Source organism: Dactylosporangium sp. NPDC005572, assembly GCF_040605515.1.
In the GTDB taxonomy this organism is placed as follows: domain Bacteria; phylum Actinomycetota; class Actinomycetes; order Mycobacteriales; family Micromonosporaceae; genus Dactylosporangium.
Genome location: NZ_JBEXCY010000004.1, coordinates 56,433 through 73,335, shown reverse-complemented (window position 1 = coordinate 73,335; position 16,903 = coordinate 56,433). Strand labels below are relative to the sequence as shown.

Annotated in this window: 12 protein-coding genes; 8 read left to right on the top strand and 4 right to left on the bottom strand. The window is 71.9% G+C overall.

Annotated features, from left to right (window positions below; translation table 11 throughout):
* Positions 1-472: 472 nt before the first annotated feature.
* From ABZS66_RS03460 to gatA, 3 genes are all read left to right on the top strand, one after another.
* Complete coding sequence (locus ABZS66_RS03460; RefSeq protein WP_354754695.1) at positions 473-2,539, top strand: bifunctional diguanylate cyclase/phosphodiesterase; 2,067 nt, start codon at positions 473-475, stop codon at positions 2,537-2,539.
* Positions 2,540-2,618: 79 nt separating this feature from the next.
* Positions 2,619-2,918: an Asp-tRNA(Asn)/Glu-tRNA(Gln) amidotransferase subunit GatC gene (gatC, locus tag ABZS66_RS03455; RefSeq protein WP_354754693.1), complete on the top strand. Its 300-nt coding sequence runs from the start codon at positions 2,619-2,621 to the stop codon at positions 2,916-2,918.
* A 5-nt stretch (positions 2,919-2,923) separates the two neighbouring features.
* Positions 2,924-4,399, top strand: coding sequence for an Asp-tRNA(Asn)/Glu-tRNA(Gln) amidotransferase subunit GatA (gene gatA, locus ABZS66_RS03450; protein ID WP_354754692.1), 1,476 nt, complete (start codon positions 2,924-2,926; stop codon positions 4,397-4,399).
* Positions 4,400-4,440: 41 nt separating this feature from the next.
* Here gatA and ABZS66_RS03445 read toward each other — a convergent pair whose 3' ends face one another.
* Positions 4,441-4,617, bottom strand: a complete 177-nt coding sequence (locus ABZS66_RS03445) for a DUF4236 domain-containing protein (RefSeq protein ID WP_354754690.1) — start codon at positions 4,615-4,617, stop codon at positions 4,441-4,443.
* A gap of 78 nt (positions 4,618-4,695) precedes the next feature.
* Here ABZS66_RS03445 and gatB point away from each other — a divergent pair, with 78 nt between their 5' ends.
* Complete coding sequence (gatB, locus tag ABZS66_RS03440; RefSeq protein WP_354754688.1) at positions 4,696-6,192, top strand: Asp-tRNA(Asn)/Glu-tRNA(Gln) amidotransferase subunit GatB; 1,497 nt, start codon at positions 4,696-4,698, stop codon at positions 6,190-6,192.
* A gap of 815 nt (positions 6,193-7,007) precedes the next feature.
* Here gatB and ABZS66_RS03435 read toward each other — a convergent pair.
* Together ABZS66_RS03435 and ABZS66_RS03430 are read right to left on the bottom strand one after the other, a co-directional pair.
* On the bottom strand, positions 7,008-8,726 hold the full coding sequence (locus ABZS66_RS03435; protein WP_354754686.1) for a metallophosphoesterase: 1,719 nt from the start codon (positions 8,724-8,726) through the stop codon (positions 7,008-7,010).
* On the bottom strand, positions 8,723-9,901 hold the full coding sequence (locus tag ABZS66_RS03430) for a PQQ-dependent sugar dehydrogenase (protein WP_354754685.1): 1,179 nt from the start codon (positions 9,899-9,901) through the stop codon (positions 8,723-8,725). Before ABZS66_RS03430 ends, ABZS66_RS03435 begins: the two co-directional genes overlap by 4 nt.
* 76 nt (positions 9,902-9,977) lie before the next feature.
* On the opposite strand from ABZS66_RS03430, the gene ABZS66_RS03425 reads away from it, so the two are divergent.
* A complete protein-coding gene (locus ABZS66_RS03425) occupies positions 9,978-10,889 on the top strand; it encodes a 2-hydroxyacid dehydrogenase (protein ID WP_354754683.1) in 912 nt (303 codons plus the stop codon).
* On the opposite strand, the gene ABZS66_RS03420 is transcribed toward ABZS66_RS03425, so the two are convergent.
* The gene (locus ABZS66_RS03420; RefSeq protein WP_354754681.1) at positions 10,883-11,254 is read right to left on the bottom strand and encodes a PH domain-containing protein; all 372 of its coding nucleotides are present in this window, start codon (positions 11,252-11,254) and stop codon (positions 10,883-10,885) included. The two genes, ABZS66_RS03425 and ABZS66_RS03420, sit on opposite strands and share 7 nt — an antisense overlap.
* Positions 11,255-11,317: 63 nt before the next feature.
* On the opposite strand from ABZS66_RS03420, the gene ABZS66_RS03415 reads away from it, so the two are divergent.
* Genes ABZS66_RS03415 through ABZS66_RS03405 form a run of 3 tightly spaced genes read left to right on the top strand, consistent with a single transcriptional unit; the run spans position 11,318 to position 16,828 of the window.
* Positions 11,318-12,379, top strand: coding sequence for an exo-alpha-sialidase (locus tag ABZS66_RS03415; protein ID WP_354754679.1), 1,062 nt, complete (start codon positions 11,318-11,320; stop codon positions 12,377-12,379).
* A complete protein-coding gene (locus ABZS66_RS03410; RefSeq protein ID WP_354754677.1) occupies positions 12,376-12,657 on the top strand; it encodes a ubiquitin-like small modifier protein 1 in 282 nt (93 codons plus the stop codon). The genes ABZS66_RS03415 and ABZS66_RS03410 overlap by 4 nt, the downstream gene beginning before the upstream one ends.
* 4 nt (positions 12,658-12,661) lie before the next feature.
* Positions 12,662-16,828 (top strand): hypothetical protein, encoded by a 4,167-nt coding sequence (locus tag ABZS66_RS03405; protein WP_354754675.1) that lies wholly within the window; start codon positions 12,662-12,664, stop codon positions 16,826-16,828.
* The last annotated feature ends 75 nt before the right edge of the window (positions 16,829-16,903 follow it).

Below are 16,903 nucleotides of genomic sequence, written 5' to 3'. Positions count from 1 at the left end.
CTCCCGCGCGGCCATCTCATGCCCCGCTTGTCTCCTGCGCGGCTGCATTCATTTCCCGCTGTGGCGAATTGTTCTGATTAGTCCGGTTCGGCGTCGGGTCCGGCGCGGCTGTCGGCGGGTTTTCTTGATCGACGGAGACTTTTGGCTTCGATAGCTACCAGATGTTTCCCTCGATCATGAGCCACGGATGCCTGGCGGGTCCGGAGTGGCTTGGCGACCAGGCGTTTTCGCGATCATGGAATCGTTCCAAAGAGTGATCTGGGTCTATTCAAATCCGTGACGCTGTGTCCGGAAACGGTTACCGTACAAGGGTATTCAAGCCGATCTGTCCACTGTGGCATCGCCCGGTCGGTTGAATCATGGGCGACTTGTGCATCGATTCCGCATCCTTCCCGCGCATCGTCCGTCCGTGGGTGCAGGCTCGCAGAGCGTGCCGGAAAGCCAATCAGGGCAGATGGGGGGAACGCGACAAATGGAGCAGAGCGCGCTGCGGAACACCGCGCCTCCGCGGCACGCCCGGCGGTTCTTTGCGTACGTCGCCTTCGTCGTGGTCGGCGCGCTCGGGATTCTTGTGGTCAGCCTGTACGCCGGCGGGGTGCCGGAGCGGCTGCCCACCGCGTTCTGGTTGTTCGCCGTGCTCACGCTCGCGGCCGACACGCCCTGGTTCGCGCAGGGGTCGCGGGGGGAGGACTCCTTCCTCGCGTTCCCCTCGGTCTGCTTCACCTTCGCGATCCTGCTCCAGTTCGGGTTCACGCTCGCGGTGCTCGTCCAGCTCGGGGCCGTGGTCGTCGCCGCGGTCTGGCTGCGGCACACCGTCTGGCGGGCCGCGTTCAACGCCGCGCAGTACCTGCTGTCGTTCGCCGCCGCCACCGCCGTGCTGCACGCGACGCTCATGCCCGAGGTCGGCATGGAGGTCCACGCGCTGTTCGCCCAGCGCTCCGCGGTGCCGTGGATCGTGGTCGCGGCGGTCGCCTGGTTCCTGCTCAACAACCTGCTCGTCTCCACCGCGATCTGGCTGCGGTTCGGGGGCGACTGGCGGGCCGGGCTCCGCCGGGCGCTCGCCGCCGACGCGTTGTCCACCGGAGCGCTGCTGTTGTCGGCGCCCGGGCTGGTCGCCGCCGCGCACGTCAACATCCTGCTCGTGCCGCTCGCGCTCGTGACGCTGTTCGCCGTACGACGGATGGCTCGGCTCGCCATGCAGCGGGCGCGGGCCGCCCGGCGCGATCCCCTCACCGGGCTCGCGAACCGGGAGGCGCTCGAGCGGGCGGTCGCGGCCCGGCTGCAGGAGCACGCCGAGCGGGCCGAGGGCGGCGCGACCGACCGGCGGCTGGCCCTGCTGCTGCTCGACCTGGATGGGTTCAAGCAGGTCAACGACTCGCTCGGGCACCGGGTGGGTGACCGGCTGCTGGTGGAGGTGGCGCGGCGGCTCACCACGGCGGCCGGGGACAACCTCGTCGGGCGGCTCGGCGGCGACGAGTTCGCCATCGTGGTACCACATCTTCGGGACACCGAGGGGGCACGGGCGCGAGCGGCGGAGATCATGGCCGCCCTGGCCGAGCCGGTGCTCCTCGACGGGCTGCCGATCGACGTCGGCGGGTCGGTGGGGGTGGCCGTCTACCCGGAGCACGGCGGGAGCTTCGAGGAGCTGATGCAGCACGCCGACGTGGCGATGTACGACGCGAAGGCGCGCGGGGACAACCTCGCCGTGTACGCGCCCGAGTCGGACCACAACTCGCCGGAGCGGCTGAGCCTGCTCGCCGACCTGCGGTGGGCGCTGGAGTCGCCCGCGGACTCCGGGATCGAGCTGTACTACCAGCCGCAGGTCGAGCTGGCGACCGGCGCCGTCGTCGGGCTGGAGGCGCTGCTGCGCTGGCACCACCCGGAGCGCGGGCCGGTCGACCCCGAGGAGCTCATCAAGGTCGCCGAGCACAGCGCCGTCATGCGGCTGCTCACCCTGCGGATCGTCGACGAGGCCGTCGGGCAGCTCGCCGCCTGGGGCGCGGCGGCCGGCGACGTGCGCGTGGCGATCAACGTCAGCGTGCGCGACCTGCACACGGGTGAGATCGCCGAGCGCATCGAGGCGCGCCTGCGGGAGTTCGCCGTGGACCCCTCGCGGCTGGAGCTGGAGATCACCGAGAGTGCGCTGATGGCCGACCCGCGCCGGGTGCTGGCCACGCTGGCCCGCCTGGAGCGGCTGGGTGTGGCGATCGCGCTGGACGACTTCGGTACCGGCTACTCGTCGATGCTGCATCTGCGGAGGCTCCCGCTCGCCGAGGTCAAGATCGACCGCTCCTTCGTGCTCGGGGTGGCGACCGACCCGGACGACGCGGCGATCGTGCGGTCGATGATCGATCTTGCCCGGGCCCTCGGGCTGCGGGTCGTGGCGGAGGGCGTCGAGGACGAGCCGACCTGGCGGATGCTCGTCGAATCGGGCTGTGACCTCGCCCAGGGGTGGTACTTCGCCCGCCCGATGCCACCCGCGCAGCTGATCGACTGGCTCACACGGCGGAATCAATCCGTGGCCGTGCACAACACATAACCGCCACGAAATAGACTCGTAGGGTTGACGACCGCATGTCACGCTGCGTCAAGCCGACGACCTAAGGAGTACCGCGCCGATGGCCACGATTTCCCGCGAAGAGGTGGCGCATCTCGCGCGCCTCGCGCGGCTTGCCGTCACCGAAGACGAGCTCGACACCTTTGCCGGGCAGCTCGACGTGATCCTGCAGGCCGTCGCCCAGGTGGGCGAGATCGCGGCGGTCGACGTGCCGCCGACGTCGCACTCGGTCCCGCTGACCAACGTGTACCGCGACGACGTCGTCGAGCCGAGCCTGCTGCGCGAGGACGCGCTGGCCATGGCGCCCGACACCGCCGAGGACCGCTTCCGCGTCCCGCGGATCCTGGACGAGGAGGCCTGAGTCCGATGAGTGACGTCACCAAGCTGACCGCCGCGGAGCTGGGCCGCAAGCTCGCCGCGAAGGAGGTGTCGGCCGTCGAGGTCGCCACCGCGCACCTCGACCGGATCGCCGCCGTCGAGGGCAAGGTCCACGCGTTCCTGCACGTCGACCGCGACGGCGCGCTGGCCGCCGCGAAGGCCGTCGACGACCAGCGGGCCAAGGGCGCCGAGCTCGGGCCGCTGGCCGGCGTGCCGATCGGCGTCAAGGACGTGATCACCACCAAGGGCGTGCCGACCACGGCCGGCTCGAAGATCCTCGAGGGCTGGCGCCCGCCGTACGACGCGACGATCACCAGCCGGCTGCGCCAGGCCGGCCTGGTCATGCTCGGCAAGACCAACATGGACGAGTTCGCGATGGGCTCGTCGACCGAGTACTCCGCGTACGGGCCGACGTACAACCCGTGGGACACCACCCGCATCCCCGGCGGCTCCGGCGGTGGCTCGGCCGCGGCCGTCGCCGCCTACGAGGCGCCGCTCGCGATCGGCACCGACACCGGTGGCTCGATCCGCCAGCCCGCCGCCGTGACCGGCACCGTGGGCGCGAAGCCGACGTACGGCGGCACCTCGCGGTACGGACTGATCGCCTTCTCCTCCTCGCTCGACACCCCGGGGCCCTGCGCCCGCACCGTCGAGGACGCGGCCCTGCTGCACGCCGTCATCGGCGGCCACGACCCGCGCGACTCGACGTCGATCCCGCAGCCGGTGCCGGACGTGGTCGGCGCCGCGCGGCTGGGCGCGACCGGCGACCTCAGCGGCGTGCGGCTCGGCCTGGTGCAGGAGTTCTCCGGCGAGGGCGCCGAGCCGGGCGTCGCCGCCGCGTTCCGCGAGTCGGTCGACGCGCTGGTCAAGCTGGGCGCCGAGGTCGTCGAGGTGTCCTGCCCGAGCTTCAGGTTCGCGCTGCCGGCGTATTACCTGATCGCGCCGAGCGAGTGCTCGTCCAACCTCGCCCGCTTCGACGGCGTGCGGTACGGGCTGCGGACCGGCGACGACGGCCACCGCTCGCTGGAGGAGGTCATGTCGCTGACCCGCGACGCGGGCTTCGGCCCCGAGGTCAAGCGGCGCATCATCCTCGGCACGTACGCGCTGTCCGCGGGCTACTACGACGCCTACTACGGCCAGGCCCAGAAGGTGCGCACGCTGATCACGCGGGACTTCCAGGCGGCTTTCGAGGCGGCAGATGTACTGCTGGCGCCGACCACGCCCTTCGTGGCGTTCCCGCTGGGGTCGCGGACGTCCGATCCGTACCAGATGTACCTGGCGGACCTCTTCACGATTCCGTCGAACCTGTACGGCGGGCCGGCGATCTCCGTGCCGGCCGGGCTGTCGGAGGGGCTGCCGGTGGGCCTGCAGATCATGGCCCCGACGATGGCCGACGACCGGATGTACCGCGTCGCCGCCGCGCTGGAGTCGGCGATCCCGCCGTTGACCCCGCCCGCGCTGTAGCGGACGTGGGCGGCCGTTTCGAGGCGGCCGCCCACCGTCGCTCAGCCGCGGCTGCCCTGCCGCCAGGAGAACGGGCCGGGCAGGTCGACGCGGTTCTTCTTGCTCCGCGAGTTCCACGACCAGGGGCCCAGCTTGAAACTCCACGAGGAGAACCCGTCCTGCGTGAAGTGGAAAATGAACGGGCCGAACCTCTTGCTCTTCCGAAACTGCACAGGCATTTGTCGCTCCTCTCCAGGTTGCCAAGTGATACCCAATGCCGTGCGTGGATACACCAAGGCTGAAAGCAGGCGAAGACAATGAGCACCGTGACGCAGCTGTCGTACGAGGAGGCGGTGGCCCGGTTCGAGCCGGTCATCGGCCTGGAGACCCACGTCGAGCTGGGCACCAACACCAAGATGTTCTGCGGCTGCCCGACCGCGTTCGGCGCCGAGCCCAACACGCAGGTCTGCCCGGTCTGCCTCGGCCTGCCCGGCGCGCTGCCGGTCGCCAACCGCGCCGCGATCGAGGCGACGATCCGCATCGGCCTGGCCCTCAACTGCTCGATCGCGCCGTGGGGACGGTTCGCGCGGAAGAACTACTTCTACCCGGACATGCCGAAGAACTTCCAGATCAGCCAGTACGACGAGCCCCTGTGCATTGACGGGTACCTCGACATCGACGTGGAAGGCTCACCGGTGCGCATCGGCATCGAGCGGGTGCACCTGGAGGAGGACACCGGCAAGACGCTGCACGTCGGCGGCGCGACCGGCCGCATCCACGGCGCCACCGAGTCCCTCGTCGACTACAACCGCGCCGGGATCCCGCTCGTCGAGATCGTCACCAAGCCGGTCCCCGGCACGGGCGCGCGCGCCCCCGAGGTCGCCCGCGCCTACGTCACCGAACTGCGCGACGTCATCCGCTCCCTCGGCGTCTCCGACGTCCGCATGGAGCAGGGCTCCCTGCGCTGCGACGTGAACACCTCGCTGAACCGCCCCGGCGCCGACTGGGGCACCCGCACCGAGACCAAGAACGTCAACTCGCTCCGCAGCGTCGAGCGCGCCGTCCGCTCCGAGATCATCCGCCAGTCCGGCGTCCTGGAGTCCGGCGGCACGATCACCCAGGAGACCCGGCACTTCCACGAGGACACCGGCGAGACGACCTCGGGCCGCAGCAAGGAGACCGCGACCGACTACCGGTACTTCCCGGAGCCCGACCTGGTCCCCCTCGCCCCGTCCGCTGAGTGGGTTGAGTCGCTTCGTTCGGAGCTGCCGGAGCTGCCGCGGGTCCGGCGGGCCCGTCAGCAGGCCGAGTGGGGCTTCTCCGACCTCGACATGCAGTCGGTGGTCAACGCGGGCGCCGTCGAGCTCATCTCGGCCACGGTCACCGCCGGCGCCACGCCCGCCGCAGCCCGCAAGTGGTGGCTCGGCGAGCTGGCCCGCAAGGCCAACGAGACGGAGACCGAGCTGGAGTCGCTGGGCGTGACGCCGGCGGCCGTCGCCGAGCTCCAGGGCCTGGTCGACTCGGGAAAGATCAACGACAAGCTGGCCCGCCAGGTCCTGGAGGCCGTCATCGCCGGCGAGGGCACCCCGACGGAGATCGTCGCGGCCCGCGGCCTGGAGGTCGTGTCCGACGAGGGCGCCCTGACGGCAGCCGTCGACGAGGCGATCGCCGCGAACCCGGACATCGCCGCGAAGGTCCGCGACGGCAAGGTGGCCGCGGCCGGCGCCCTGGTGGGCGCGGTGATGAAGTCCACGGGCGGCAAGGCCGACGCGAAGACCGTGCGCGAGCTGATCATCGCCCGCCTGACGTCCTGACTCGCTGATTGCCTTGCGAGGGGGGCGGCGCCCGAACGGGGGCGCCGCCCCTTTGCGTCGGCCGACCGACCGAATCGTCCTGAGTTTCCTGCGCGGCGTTGGTCGATCGACCGACCGAATCTCCTACGCGCCGTTGGTCGGTCGACGGACCGAGCCCTTCGTGGGCTTTCTGCGCGATGTTGGTCGGTCGACCGAAGTCGCCTGCGTGCCGTTGGTCGGTCGACGGACCGAGCCCTTCGTGGGCTTCGCGCGCGGCGTTGGTCGGTCGACCGACCGAATCTCCTGCGTGCCGTTGGTCGGTCGACGGACCGAGCCCTTCGTGGGCTTCGCGCGCGGCGTTGGTCGGTCGACCGACCGAATCTCCTGCGTGCCGTTGGTCGGTCGACGGACCGAGCCCTTCGTGGGCTTCGTGCGCGGCGTTGGTCGGTCGACCGACCGAAGTCGCCTGCGTGCCGTTGGTCGGTCGACGGACCGAGCCCTTCCTGGGCTTTCTGCGCGATGTTGGTCGGTCGACTGAACGAATTTGCTTGCGCGGTTTCGGTCGGTCGGTCGACCGAACCTGCTTGCGCGGTTTTGGTCGGTCGACTGACCGAACGCTTCTGGCGGCCAGTTCGGTCGGTCGATCGACCGAACTCTCGCCGTAAGTTTGGTCGGTCGACCGACCGACGTGGTGGGCGGAGCGGAGGCGACAGGGTGAAGCGACACAAGCGGGCCGCGGTCCGTCGAGCGGCAAACCCCGCGCCGGCCATGATCAAGGGAAACTTCTGGTCGCTATGACAGCCAGATTCTTCCCTTGATCATGGGCGCCGCCCGCCTCAGGAAGGAGAAGGTGACAGTGACGGTGACGGCGAGGCTGTCAGGGACGGCGACGGTGAGTGCAGCGACGGCGACGGAGTCGCGGCCGCCTTGGTGTCCTTGGGAACGATCCTGCGCTGGAGCGCCACCTCGGTCAGGCCCGTGCCGCCGATCTGAATGTCGTCGTACGCGGTCAGCTTGCGGTCCTTGTCGAAGTACAAGATGGAAAGCGCCAACGGCAAAGGCTTCTCGCTCTCCAATCCGCGCAGGCCGGCGCCACCCGTCGAGCCCTCGACCATCAGCAGCGTGCGCTCCTGCAGCGGAGGCTGCGGCGAGACCGACACCGACGCGGACGGCGAACCGGACGGTGACTCCGACGGTGACTCCGACGGCGGCTCCGAGGGGAGGACGATCGGGGCGGCGACGGGGCCGTACGGGTCCAGGCGGGTGATCGAGCGCTGGTGCCGGTGCCCGGCCAGGACCAGCGGCACCGTGCCGGCCAGGGGCTGGGCGGCCACGGGGTCGTGGACGAGCGCCACGTCGACGGGCTTGCCGCTGGAGCGGATCTTCTCGGCCAGCAGCTCGCCCGAGGTGACGACCTGCTGGTGCTGCTCCTCGTTCGTCGCGTCGGTGGACTTGTCGGGGGTGAACCGCGGATCGCCGATGCCCGCGAAGGTCAGGCCGTCGACCGTCTTGATCGAGTCGTCGAGGACGATCGCGTTCGGCTGGCGGCCCACGGCGGCCGCGGTGATCGTCGAGTCGTGGTTGCCGCGGACGTAGATGTACGGGATCTTGAGGCGGCTGATCTCGTTCACGTAAGAGGCCTCGGGCTCGCTGCCCCAGTCGTTGATGTCGCCGGTGTCGACGATCATGTCGACGGCGAACTGGTCGGCCACCGACCGGATCACGCCCCACGCCGCCGGGTTGAGGTGCAGGTCGGAGATGTGCAGGACCTTCGTCGTGCTGGTGTTCGGCTCGTAGACCGGCAGGGCGGAGATCGTGCCGTAGAGCTTGCTGACGTTGAGCACGAGCTTCTGCAGCTGCGCGCGGTACTCCTCGTAGCGGTCGGTGATCCGCCGCGCGTCACCGATGATCGCGGGTGCGTTGACGAGCAGGCCGCGGTAGGTCGGCTCCTGGATCGCGGCCGGCTTGAACGTGTACGCGGTCGCGGCGCCGGTCGAGGCGAGCACCGCGATCACCACGAAGCCGGCCACGGCGGTCTCGCGCCGGGCCCGGAACACCAGGCCGACCAGCAGCATCGCGCCGAGGATGCCGGAGCCGGCGGTCTGCAGGGCGAGGCGGCGCACGCCGAGGTTGAGCTGGTCGACCGCGTCGTGGCTGACCTGCTCAAGGTTGCCGCCCTCGGCGACGACCGCCCGGGTGCGCGCCTCGTCGAGCGACTCCAGCCGGATGCGCAGGTGGGCCGGGCCGTCGTGGCTGTCGAGCTCCAGCGAGCCGAGCGGCGGGATCTCGACGGACGTGTCGCCGGACCACGACGGGACCAGCGACAGCTGCGCCCGGAACGGGCCGATGTCCTGGGTGGTGGTGCCGCCCAGCGTGACGCCGATGAACATGCCGATCACGGCCACGACGAGGACCAGCACGCCGTGCAGGACCCGCCGGGTCCGGGCGAACCGGGGCAGCGGTGGATGGTGCCGCCGCCCGGCGGCCATGACGATCGCCCGGCGGCGGACCCGGGTGGCCGCGACGGCGGCCCGCCGGCGGAACGGTGACGTCAACTCTTGCCGGCCTCACCGACGTTGCTGATCACGATGCGCAGGATCTTGTCGTCGTCGGCCTTCGGGGTGCCGCGACCGTCCTTGTTGGACGTCGAGACCCAGACGCTGCCGTCGGGCGAGAGGGCGGCCGCGCGCAGCCGGCCGTGCGTGCCCTTCAACAGGGCCACCGGGGCGCCGAAGAGCCCGCCCGCCTGCGTGACCTGCATGACGTACAACCGCTCACCCTTCAGACATGAGGTCACCAGAAAGCCATTGGTGAAGGCCAGGCCGGAACACGACGCCTCGGAGGTCTTCCAGACCTGGATCGGGTTGGTGTACTTCGGATCCGTGCCCTTGCCCTCGATCGCCGGCCAGCCGTAGTTCTTGCCCGGTTCGACCACGTTGAGCTCGTCCCATTCGCCGGCGCCGAACTCCACGGCGTACAGCCGCTGGTTGTCGTCCCAGGCGAAGCCTTGCACGTTGCGATGTCCGTAGCTGTACACCGCGGTTCCGAACGGGTTACCGGGCGCCGGCTTGCCGTCGGCCTGGATGCGCAGGATCTTGCCGCCGAGGCTGGTGAGGTCCTGCGCGTTCTCCGGCTTGGCCGCGTCGCCGGTGGCCACGTAGAGGAACCCGTCGGGGCCGAAGTGGATCTGACCGCCGTTGTGGATCCCGGACTTCGGGATGCCGGTCAGGATCGGCTGCGGCGGCTGGCCGAGCACGAGCTTGGCGACCCGGTTGTCGTCCTTGGCGGTGTAGTAGACGAACACCGTCTTGTCGGTCTCGTACTGCGGCGATACGGCGATGCCCATGAGCCCGCCCTCGCCGCCCGGCACGGCCTCGTCGACCTTCTGCAGCTCGGCGACCTGCAGCCCATCGGAGGTCTGCTCCTTGCCGACCTTGAGGAGCCGCTTGGTGTCACGCTCGGTGACGAGTGCGGAACCGTCTGGCAGGAACGCGATGCCCCACGGCACCGACAGCCCCTTCGCCAGGACGGTCGTGGCGACCTCGGCCTGGCCACCGCCCTCGTCACTGTTGGAGGCGGAGACGGAGGGGTACGGCGAGAGCTTGGGCGGCGAGCCCAGCTCATCGGGCGGGGGAGGGCCGAACGAGCAGGCAGCGAGGGCCAGGACCGCCGCCGCCGTGCAGGCGGCCAGCAGGCCGCGGCCAAGGTGTCGGTGGGTCCGGGCGCTCACCCGCCCAAGACTAGCTTCAGTCACAACGTGACGAGCCGCCTGGCGTACTGCGCGTTCCAGTCCTCATCATCAACTTATGAAGGTGTGGATTCCCCACGAGACCGGGCGCGATCTGCTCGGCCCGCTGCCCGAGGACTCCGTCGTCGAGGTCATGCCGGCGCCGGGCGAGCTGCCGTCGGACCCCGCCGACCTGGTCTTCTGGGTCCCGCCGTTCCTGGCCAAGCCGGACGTGGTGGCCCTGGTCGAGCGGATGCCGGCGCTTCGGGTCGTGCAGCTCATGACGGCCGGCGCCGATGCCTGGGCCGGCCGCCTGCCGCAGCGCGTGACGCTGTGCGACGCGCGGGGCGTGCACGACTCGCCGACCGCGGAGTGGGTGGTCGCCGCGATCCTGTCCTATTTACGGTGCTTCCCGGAGTTCGTCCGGGCGCAGGAGCGCGGCCACTGGGGGTACCGGCAAACCCCCGAACTCGCCGGCAAGCGCATCCTCATCGTCGGCTCCGGCTCGATCGGCCGGGCGTTGGAGGCGCGGTTGCTGCCGTTCGAGGTGTCGGTCACGCGGGTGGCGCGGCGGGCGCGGCCCGGGGTGCACGGGGTCGACGAGCTGCCGGCCCTGCTGCCTGCGGCTGACGTCGTCGTGCTGCTGGTCCCGCTCACCACCGAGACGACCGGACTCGTCGACAAGGGGTTTCTGCAGTACCTCGGCGACGGCGCGCTCCTGGTCAACGCCGCGCGCGGGCCGGTCGTGGACACCGCGGCCGTCACCGAGGAGGCGATGACCGGGCGGATCGGCTTCGCCGCCGACGTCACCGACCCCGAGCCGCTGCCGGCCGACCACGCGTTGTGGCGGCTGCCGAACGTCCTGATCACGCCACACGTCGCCGGCTCGGTGCCGGGCCTGCACCGGCGGGCCTACGGGCTGGCCGGCGAGCAGCTGCGGCGTCTCGTGAGCGGCGCTCCGCTCGACAACATCGTCACCGACGGCTACTGAGCCTTCTCCAGCTCCTTGCCGCCGGCCTCGACCACACGGGGCAGGTCGGCGGCGCGGACGGCGTCGAGCGTGACCAGGTGGCCGTTGGCCAGCCGCGCCTGGACGGTGTCGCCCTGCGCGATCAGCCCGTCGACGACGGCCCACGGGACGCGGCGGCTGGCGAGCAGCGCGCGCACGGTGAAGCCGTCCTCGTCGACGTCGGTGCCGGCCCGCCAGGCCCAGACGGTCACGGCCAGCGGCACGAACAGGATCGGGAGGAACCAGACACTCTCGGCGAGCAGCGGCACGGCGCCGATCACGGCGATGCCGGCGGCGACGGCGATGGCGGCGCTGCGCCGGAACTTGACCTTGGCCTTGGTGCTCACCCCGCCATCCTCCCACCTTTCGTGGAACAGCTTTTTGTCGGTGGGTGAGGGCATACTGGCGCCGTGAGCACACTTGTGATGATCGGCACAGCGAAGGGCCTGTTCCTGGCCCGCAGTGATGACGACCGCACGAGCTGGCAGCTGTCCGGACCGCTCCACGCCATGAATGCGGTCTATGCCGTCGCGGCCACGCGCGACCGGCTGTTCGCGAGCGTGACGAGCTCGCACTTCGGACCCAGCGTGGTCACCAGCGATGACCTCGGCGCGACCTGGCAGGAGCCGGACCACGCGCCCATCGCCTTCCCGGAGGACGCCGGCGTGGCGCTGGAGCGGGTCTGGCAGCTCGTCCCGGGCCCGCGGCTGTGGGCCGGCGTGCAGCCCTCCGCGCTCTTCGTCTCCGACGACGGCGGATCGACGTTCAGCCTGGTCCGCGGCCTGTGGGACCACCCGCACCGGCCGGAGTGGGGCGCCGGCTTCGGCGGCCAGGCGATCCACACCGTCCTGCCGCACCCGACCGATCCGCAGCGGGTCCTGGTGGCCATGTCGACGGGCGGGGTCTATCGCACCGACGACGGCGGGACCACCTGGACGCCCGCCAACCGGGGCATCAAGGCCTATTTCTTCCCCGACCCGTGGCCGGAGTTCGGGCAGTGCGTGCACAAGGTCGCCCGGCACCCCGCCCGGCCCGACCAGCTGTTCGCGCAGAACCATCACGGGGTGTATCGCTCCGACGACGGCGGCGCCCAGTGGACGTCGATCGCCGAGGGCCTGCCCGCCGACTTCGGCTTCCCGATCGTCGTGCACCCGCACCGGCCCGGCGTCGTCTACACGTTCCCGCTGACGGCCGACGGGATGCGGTTCCCGGCGGGGGAGCGCTGCCGGGTGTATCGCAGCGGCGACGCCGGAGCGACGTGGGAGCCCCTCACCGATGGGCTGCCCGCCGGTCCGTTCTATCCGGCGGTGCTGCGCGATGCCATGTGCACCGACGACGCCAACCCCGCAGGTGTGTATTTCGGCACGCGGTCCGGCGAGGTCTACGCGAGCGCCGACGAGGGCGACTCCTGGCGGCCGGTGGCGGCGCACCTCCCCGACGTGCTCAGCGTCCGTGCGGTGACCGTCCCGTGATCCAGGTGCTCGTGCCGGGCGCACTGCGCGGGGAGACCGGCGGGGCCGGGCGGCTCTCGCTCGACACGGCGGGCGGGGTTACGCTCGGTGCCGTGTTGGACGAGATCGCCACCCGCTGGCCGCGCCTGGAGCGACGGCTGCGTGACGAGCGGGGCAGCCTGCGGCGATACGTCAACATTTATGTCGACGGCGAGGACTGCCGGCGGCTGAGCGGCCTGACCACGCCGGTGCCGGACGGCGCCGAGATCCAGGTGCTGCCGTCGGTGGCGGGAGGCTAGGACTTTGACGACCAATTCCTGGGCCGCCGGAGTCAAGAGCAGCCGCCGCGTCGGGGTGCGCCCGACCGGCCTGCTGGCCGGCGCGCTGCTCGCCCTGGCGACGCTGGTGTCGCTCGCCGTCGCCGGCTGGGGCGTCAAGGAGCTCAGCATCCTCTGGGGCGGGCTCGCCGTCGTGGCGCTCGCCGGCGTCGTGGTGCTGACGCTGCGCGGCTTCCCGCTGTTCGCGATCCTGACCGTCGCCGCCGGCGCCGTCGTGTGGGGCCTCACCACCAGCGCCTGGCTGCCCGACGGTTGGTTCGACGTGGTCGGCGTGCTCCAGTTCATCGGCATCAACCTGGCCTTCGTCGTCCCGCTCGGCGGGGCGTTCGTGTCCGCGCTCATGCTCGACGCCCGCCGGCTCGCCCGCGCCGCCATCGACGAGGCCGTCAGCGGCCGCCGCTGGTGGGGCGAGCCCGACGACCACCTGCCCCGGCTCAAGGAGCTGGAGGCGCTGCCGTCCGCCCGCTTCTTCGCGCTCGGCGAGGGCGGCTGCACCCACCTCGTCGTCGCGGGCCGCCGCGTCGCGCTGTTCCTGCCCACCGTCTGGCCCAACGGCGAGTTCTCGATGGACGCCTCCGGCCAGGTCCTGCGCGGCGGCCGCCTGTTCGTGCCGGGCTCCGAGGACATCGACGGCCTGGCCGCCGAGCTGCACACCTGGCGCCGCCAGCTGGGCAAGGTCGGCGCCATGGTCCGTGGCTACCTGGTCATCGCCCCGTCGCGCGGCGAGGCGAGCGAGAAGCTGCTCATCTCGGTCGCCCCCGGCGAGCACCTCCAGCTCGTCCACGCCGGCGAGCTGGTCGAGTCCGTGGGCCACTGGCTCTCCGCCGAGCCGTATCGGGTCGACATCCCGGTCATGGAGCGCCTCCTGGTCCTGGCCGCCGGCAACCAGCTCCCCGAGCCGTCCCCGCTGGCCCGCACGTTCGGCCGCGACGGGTCCACGGGCCAGCAGCCGCTGGTCGCGGTGGCCGACGCGGCGTTCGCCGCGGCCCTGGGCAAGGAGCCCGAGGCCCCGGGCACCCTCCGCGACCGCCTCCGCGCCCGCACGGCCCGCCCGTCCTCGGCGTCCTTCGACCCCGCCGACCCGTCCTCGCCCCCGACCGCCGACTTCGAGGACGACGGATCGATCCGCGACCGCCTGGGCCCGACCACCGGCCTCCGCTCCGAGTCCCGCACGGCTGGCCAAGCCGACCCGGAGCCGGGTCCGGAGTCCTGGGAGGCCCGCTCGACCCGCGAGCTGGTGGGCAGCTGGGACTCCGACTCGGCCAGCCGGCTGGCCGCATGGGCGGCGGACGACCCGTCGGTGTCCACCCCGCCGGACGCTCCCGCGCCCCCGGCGCGCCGCTTCTCCGACGACCCGCCGCCCGCCCGCCGCTCGTGGGACGACCCGCTGCCGTCCGCGACTTCGGACTCGCCGGACGCTCCCGCTGCTCGCCGTTTCTCGGACGATCCGCTGCTGTCGGGGTCTTCGGATTCTCCGGCTGGTCGCCGTTTGTCGGACGACTCGTTGCGGTCAGGGTCGTCGGATTCGCCAGCCGGCCGCCGTTTCCCGGACGACTCGTTGCTGTCGGGGTCTTCGGATTCGCCGGCCGCCTCTGGCGGTCGCCGGTTCTCCGACGACTCGCCGTCGGGCGAGACATCGCGCATCGGCCGCCGCCGCCGCGCCCGCGAGACCCCGGACCTTCCGACGGACCCGCCGCCCGCCACGGACCCGGTCGACCGCTGGTCGTCCTTCTCCGCGGACGCGCCCGCGACGAGCTCGGCGTCCTCGGACCGCTGGGACTCCTCCCCGGGCGAGTACTCGGTGCCCGTCGTCCCCGACGAACCCTCACGCTGGTCAAGCGCGGTGGACGGCTTCCCGGTGAGCTACGAGACCGACTCCTCGTCGCCCTCCTGGGAACCCCGCCCGAGCACCACGCCACCGACCCGGGAACCCCGCACCGAAACCGCCTCGCCGCGCTGGGAGCCCAGCACCGATTCCGCTACGCCGAGTTGGGACTCCCGCACCGATTCCGCTACGCCGAGTTGGGACTCCCGCACCGACTCCGCTCCGCCGAGCCGGGACTCCCGCACCGAGCCCGCTGCGGCGAGTTGGGAGTCCCGGACCGAGCCCGCTGCGGCGAGCTGGGAGTCTCGCGCTGACGCCTCGTCGTCGGGTTCGGATGCGCTGGGTTCGTCGTCGAGCCGGGAGTCGCGGGCGGAACCGTCTGCGAGCCGTCACTCCCGTCTCGATCCGGCGTCGCTGTCGTCTTCGTCGCGGGCCGAGCCGTCGCTTCCTGACCCGTTGACCGAGGGCTCCACGTGGCGTCCCCGGTCGGAGCCGGCGTCGTCCACGGCCGGCCCGAGCTCCGCGCAGACGCCGCCGTGGCCGCTGCCGGACTCCGCCGATGGTCGCTCGGGCTGGCGATCGACCGCAGAACCCGACCCGGTGCCGGCCGCGTCCCACTCCCAGGACTCCTCGGACTGGTCATCATCGGACTGGGCGTCCTCGGATCGCGTGTCCGCTGACAGCTCGGCCGACTCGGTCGTCCCCAATGGTGGGTCGTTCCTGGACCGGTGGCGGAACCGTACGCGCGACGACCACGCACCATCCGACCCGATCGACTCGTCCTGGTCGTCCTCGTCTACCTCGTCCTCACCAGGGCCGATCCCGACGGCGCCGATCTCCTCCACGCCCGCTTCGTCCGCCCTGGCCTCGTCCGCGCCGGCCTCGGCAACGCCGGTCTCCTCTGCGCCTGTTTCGTCCGGATCCGGTTCGTCCGGATCCGGTTCGTCCGGAACCGGGTCGTCGGCGCCGGTTTCGTCCCCGCCGGTGTCTTCTGTGCCGGTTTCGCCGGGTGGGCGGCCCGGGGGGCGGCCGGCGTTCACCGGGAGCCTGTTCGACGATGCTGCGCCGGAGCTGGTCGCCAAGCCGCTCGACCTGCGGCGCTCGTGGGGCTCCGAGTCCGATGCCCGCCCGACCCGCCGGCGCGACGCCGGCCAACTGCCGGTCGACGGCGGCCAGCCGCCGGTCGACGCCGGCCGGGCCGAGCGGGGGTCGCCGCCGGGCCGCGGGTCGTACGACGATCCGCCCCGCGACCAGCCTTTCGCCAGCGAGCCGTCCAGCGATCGGCTGTCCCGTACCGAGCCGTTCCGATCTGATCTGCCCCGCCCGGCCGAGCCTTTCCATGGCGAGCCGTTCCGCACCGAGCGGTCGCGTTCGAGCGAGGCGTCCCGTGCGGTCGACCCGTTCCGTGCCGACCCGTCCCGTTCGGGCGAATCGTTCGGCGGTGAGCCGTCCCGTGCGGCCGACCGGTTCGGCGGTGAGCCGTCCCGGACGGGTGAGTCCTTCCGGGCCGAGGCGCCCCGCGCCGGTGACCCGTTCGGCGGTGAGCCGTCCCGCGCGGCCGACCCGTTCGGCGGTGAGCCGTCCCGCGTGGGCGAGGCGTTCCGCGGTGAGCCTTCCCGGACCGGTGAGTCGTTCCGATCCGAGGCGTCTCGTGCGGGTGAATCCCGCTCCGAGGTGTCTCGTGGGGGCGAGGCTCGCGGTGCGGGCCGTTCCTCAGGGCCTGCTGCCACGGACGGGGGTTTTGCTGCCGCCGACGCAACCGCCGGCACCGGGGGCAACCTAGGAGGCGGCGACGGGCCCGACTGGTGGGACAGTGCGCCGGCGCCGAAAGCCGAGGAGGCCGCTCCCGAGAAGGAGAAGCGGTCGCGTTGGGGGCGGAAGAAGGGCGGGAACGCCGACGATCGGCGGGCGGCCGCCGGGGCCGAACCTCCCGTGGCGGCTCAGGGTGCTGCCGGTGAGGACTGGGCCGGTGGGGCCACCACCGCCTGGGATCGGCGGGAAGGGCGGAACGGCGGCGACGAGTCCGGGGCTCGCGCGGGTGGGCGGCCGGCCTGGGCCACCGATCCGACGTCCAGTTACGTGAGTGATCCCAGTGGGGAGTTCACCTCGGAGCAGGCCGCGGCGGCGCGAGTGCAGCGGCGGGAGCGGGACGAGCGTGGGGAGTCGGAGCGGTCTGCCGTGCCCGAGCAGCGGCGGCGGGCGGACTTCTCGCGGCTCGACGATGACGTCAAGCCGCTCGAGTTGAATCTCGACGAAGAGCCTGGGGAGAACGAGGGCCGCTCTCGGCGGTTCCTCCGGCGCAAGTAGCGCGGCCGGGGTCAGCCAGGAGCGGCCCGGGACAGGCCTCAGCAATGGGGCCGTCCCGCAGTCGGTCACGGGACG

Bases quoted from the DNA above. Each gene is read 5' to 3' on its own strand.
- ABZS66_RS03460 (WP_354754695.1), top strand. From the start codon at position 473: ATGGAGCAGAGCGCGCTGCGGAACACCGCGCCTCCGCGGCACGCCCGG.
- gatC (WP_354754693.1), top strand. From the start codon at position 2,619: ATGGCCACGATTTCCCGCGAAGAGGTGGCGCATCTCGCGCGCCTCGCG.
- gatA (WP_354754692.1), top strand. From the start codon at position 2,924: ATGAGTGACGTCACCAAGCTGACCGCCGCGGAGCTGGGCCGCAAGCTC.
- ABZS66_RS03445 (WP_354754690.1), bottom strand. From the start codon at position 4,617: ATGCCTGTGCAGTTTCGGAAGAGCAAGAGGTTCGGCCCGTTCATTTTC.
- gatB (WP_354754688.1), top strand. From the start codon at position 4,696: ATGAGCACCGTGACGCAGCTGTCGTACGAGGAGGCGGTGGCCCGGTTC.
- ABZS66_RS03425 (WP_354754683.1), top strand. From the start codon at position 9,978: ATGAAGGTGTGGATTCCCCACGAGACCGGGCGCGATCTGCTCGGCCCG.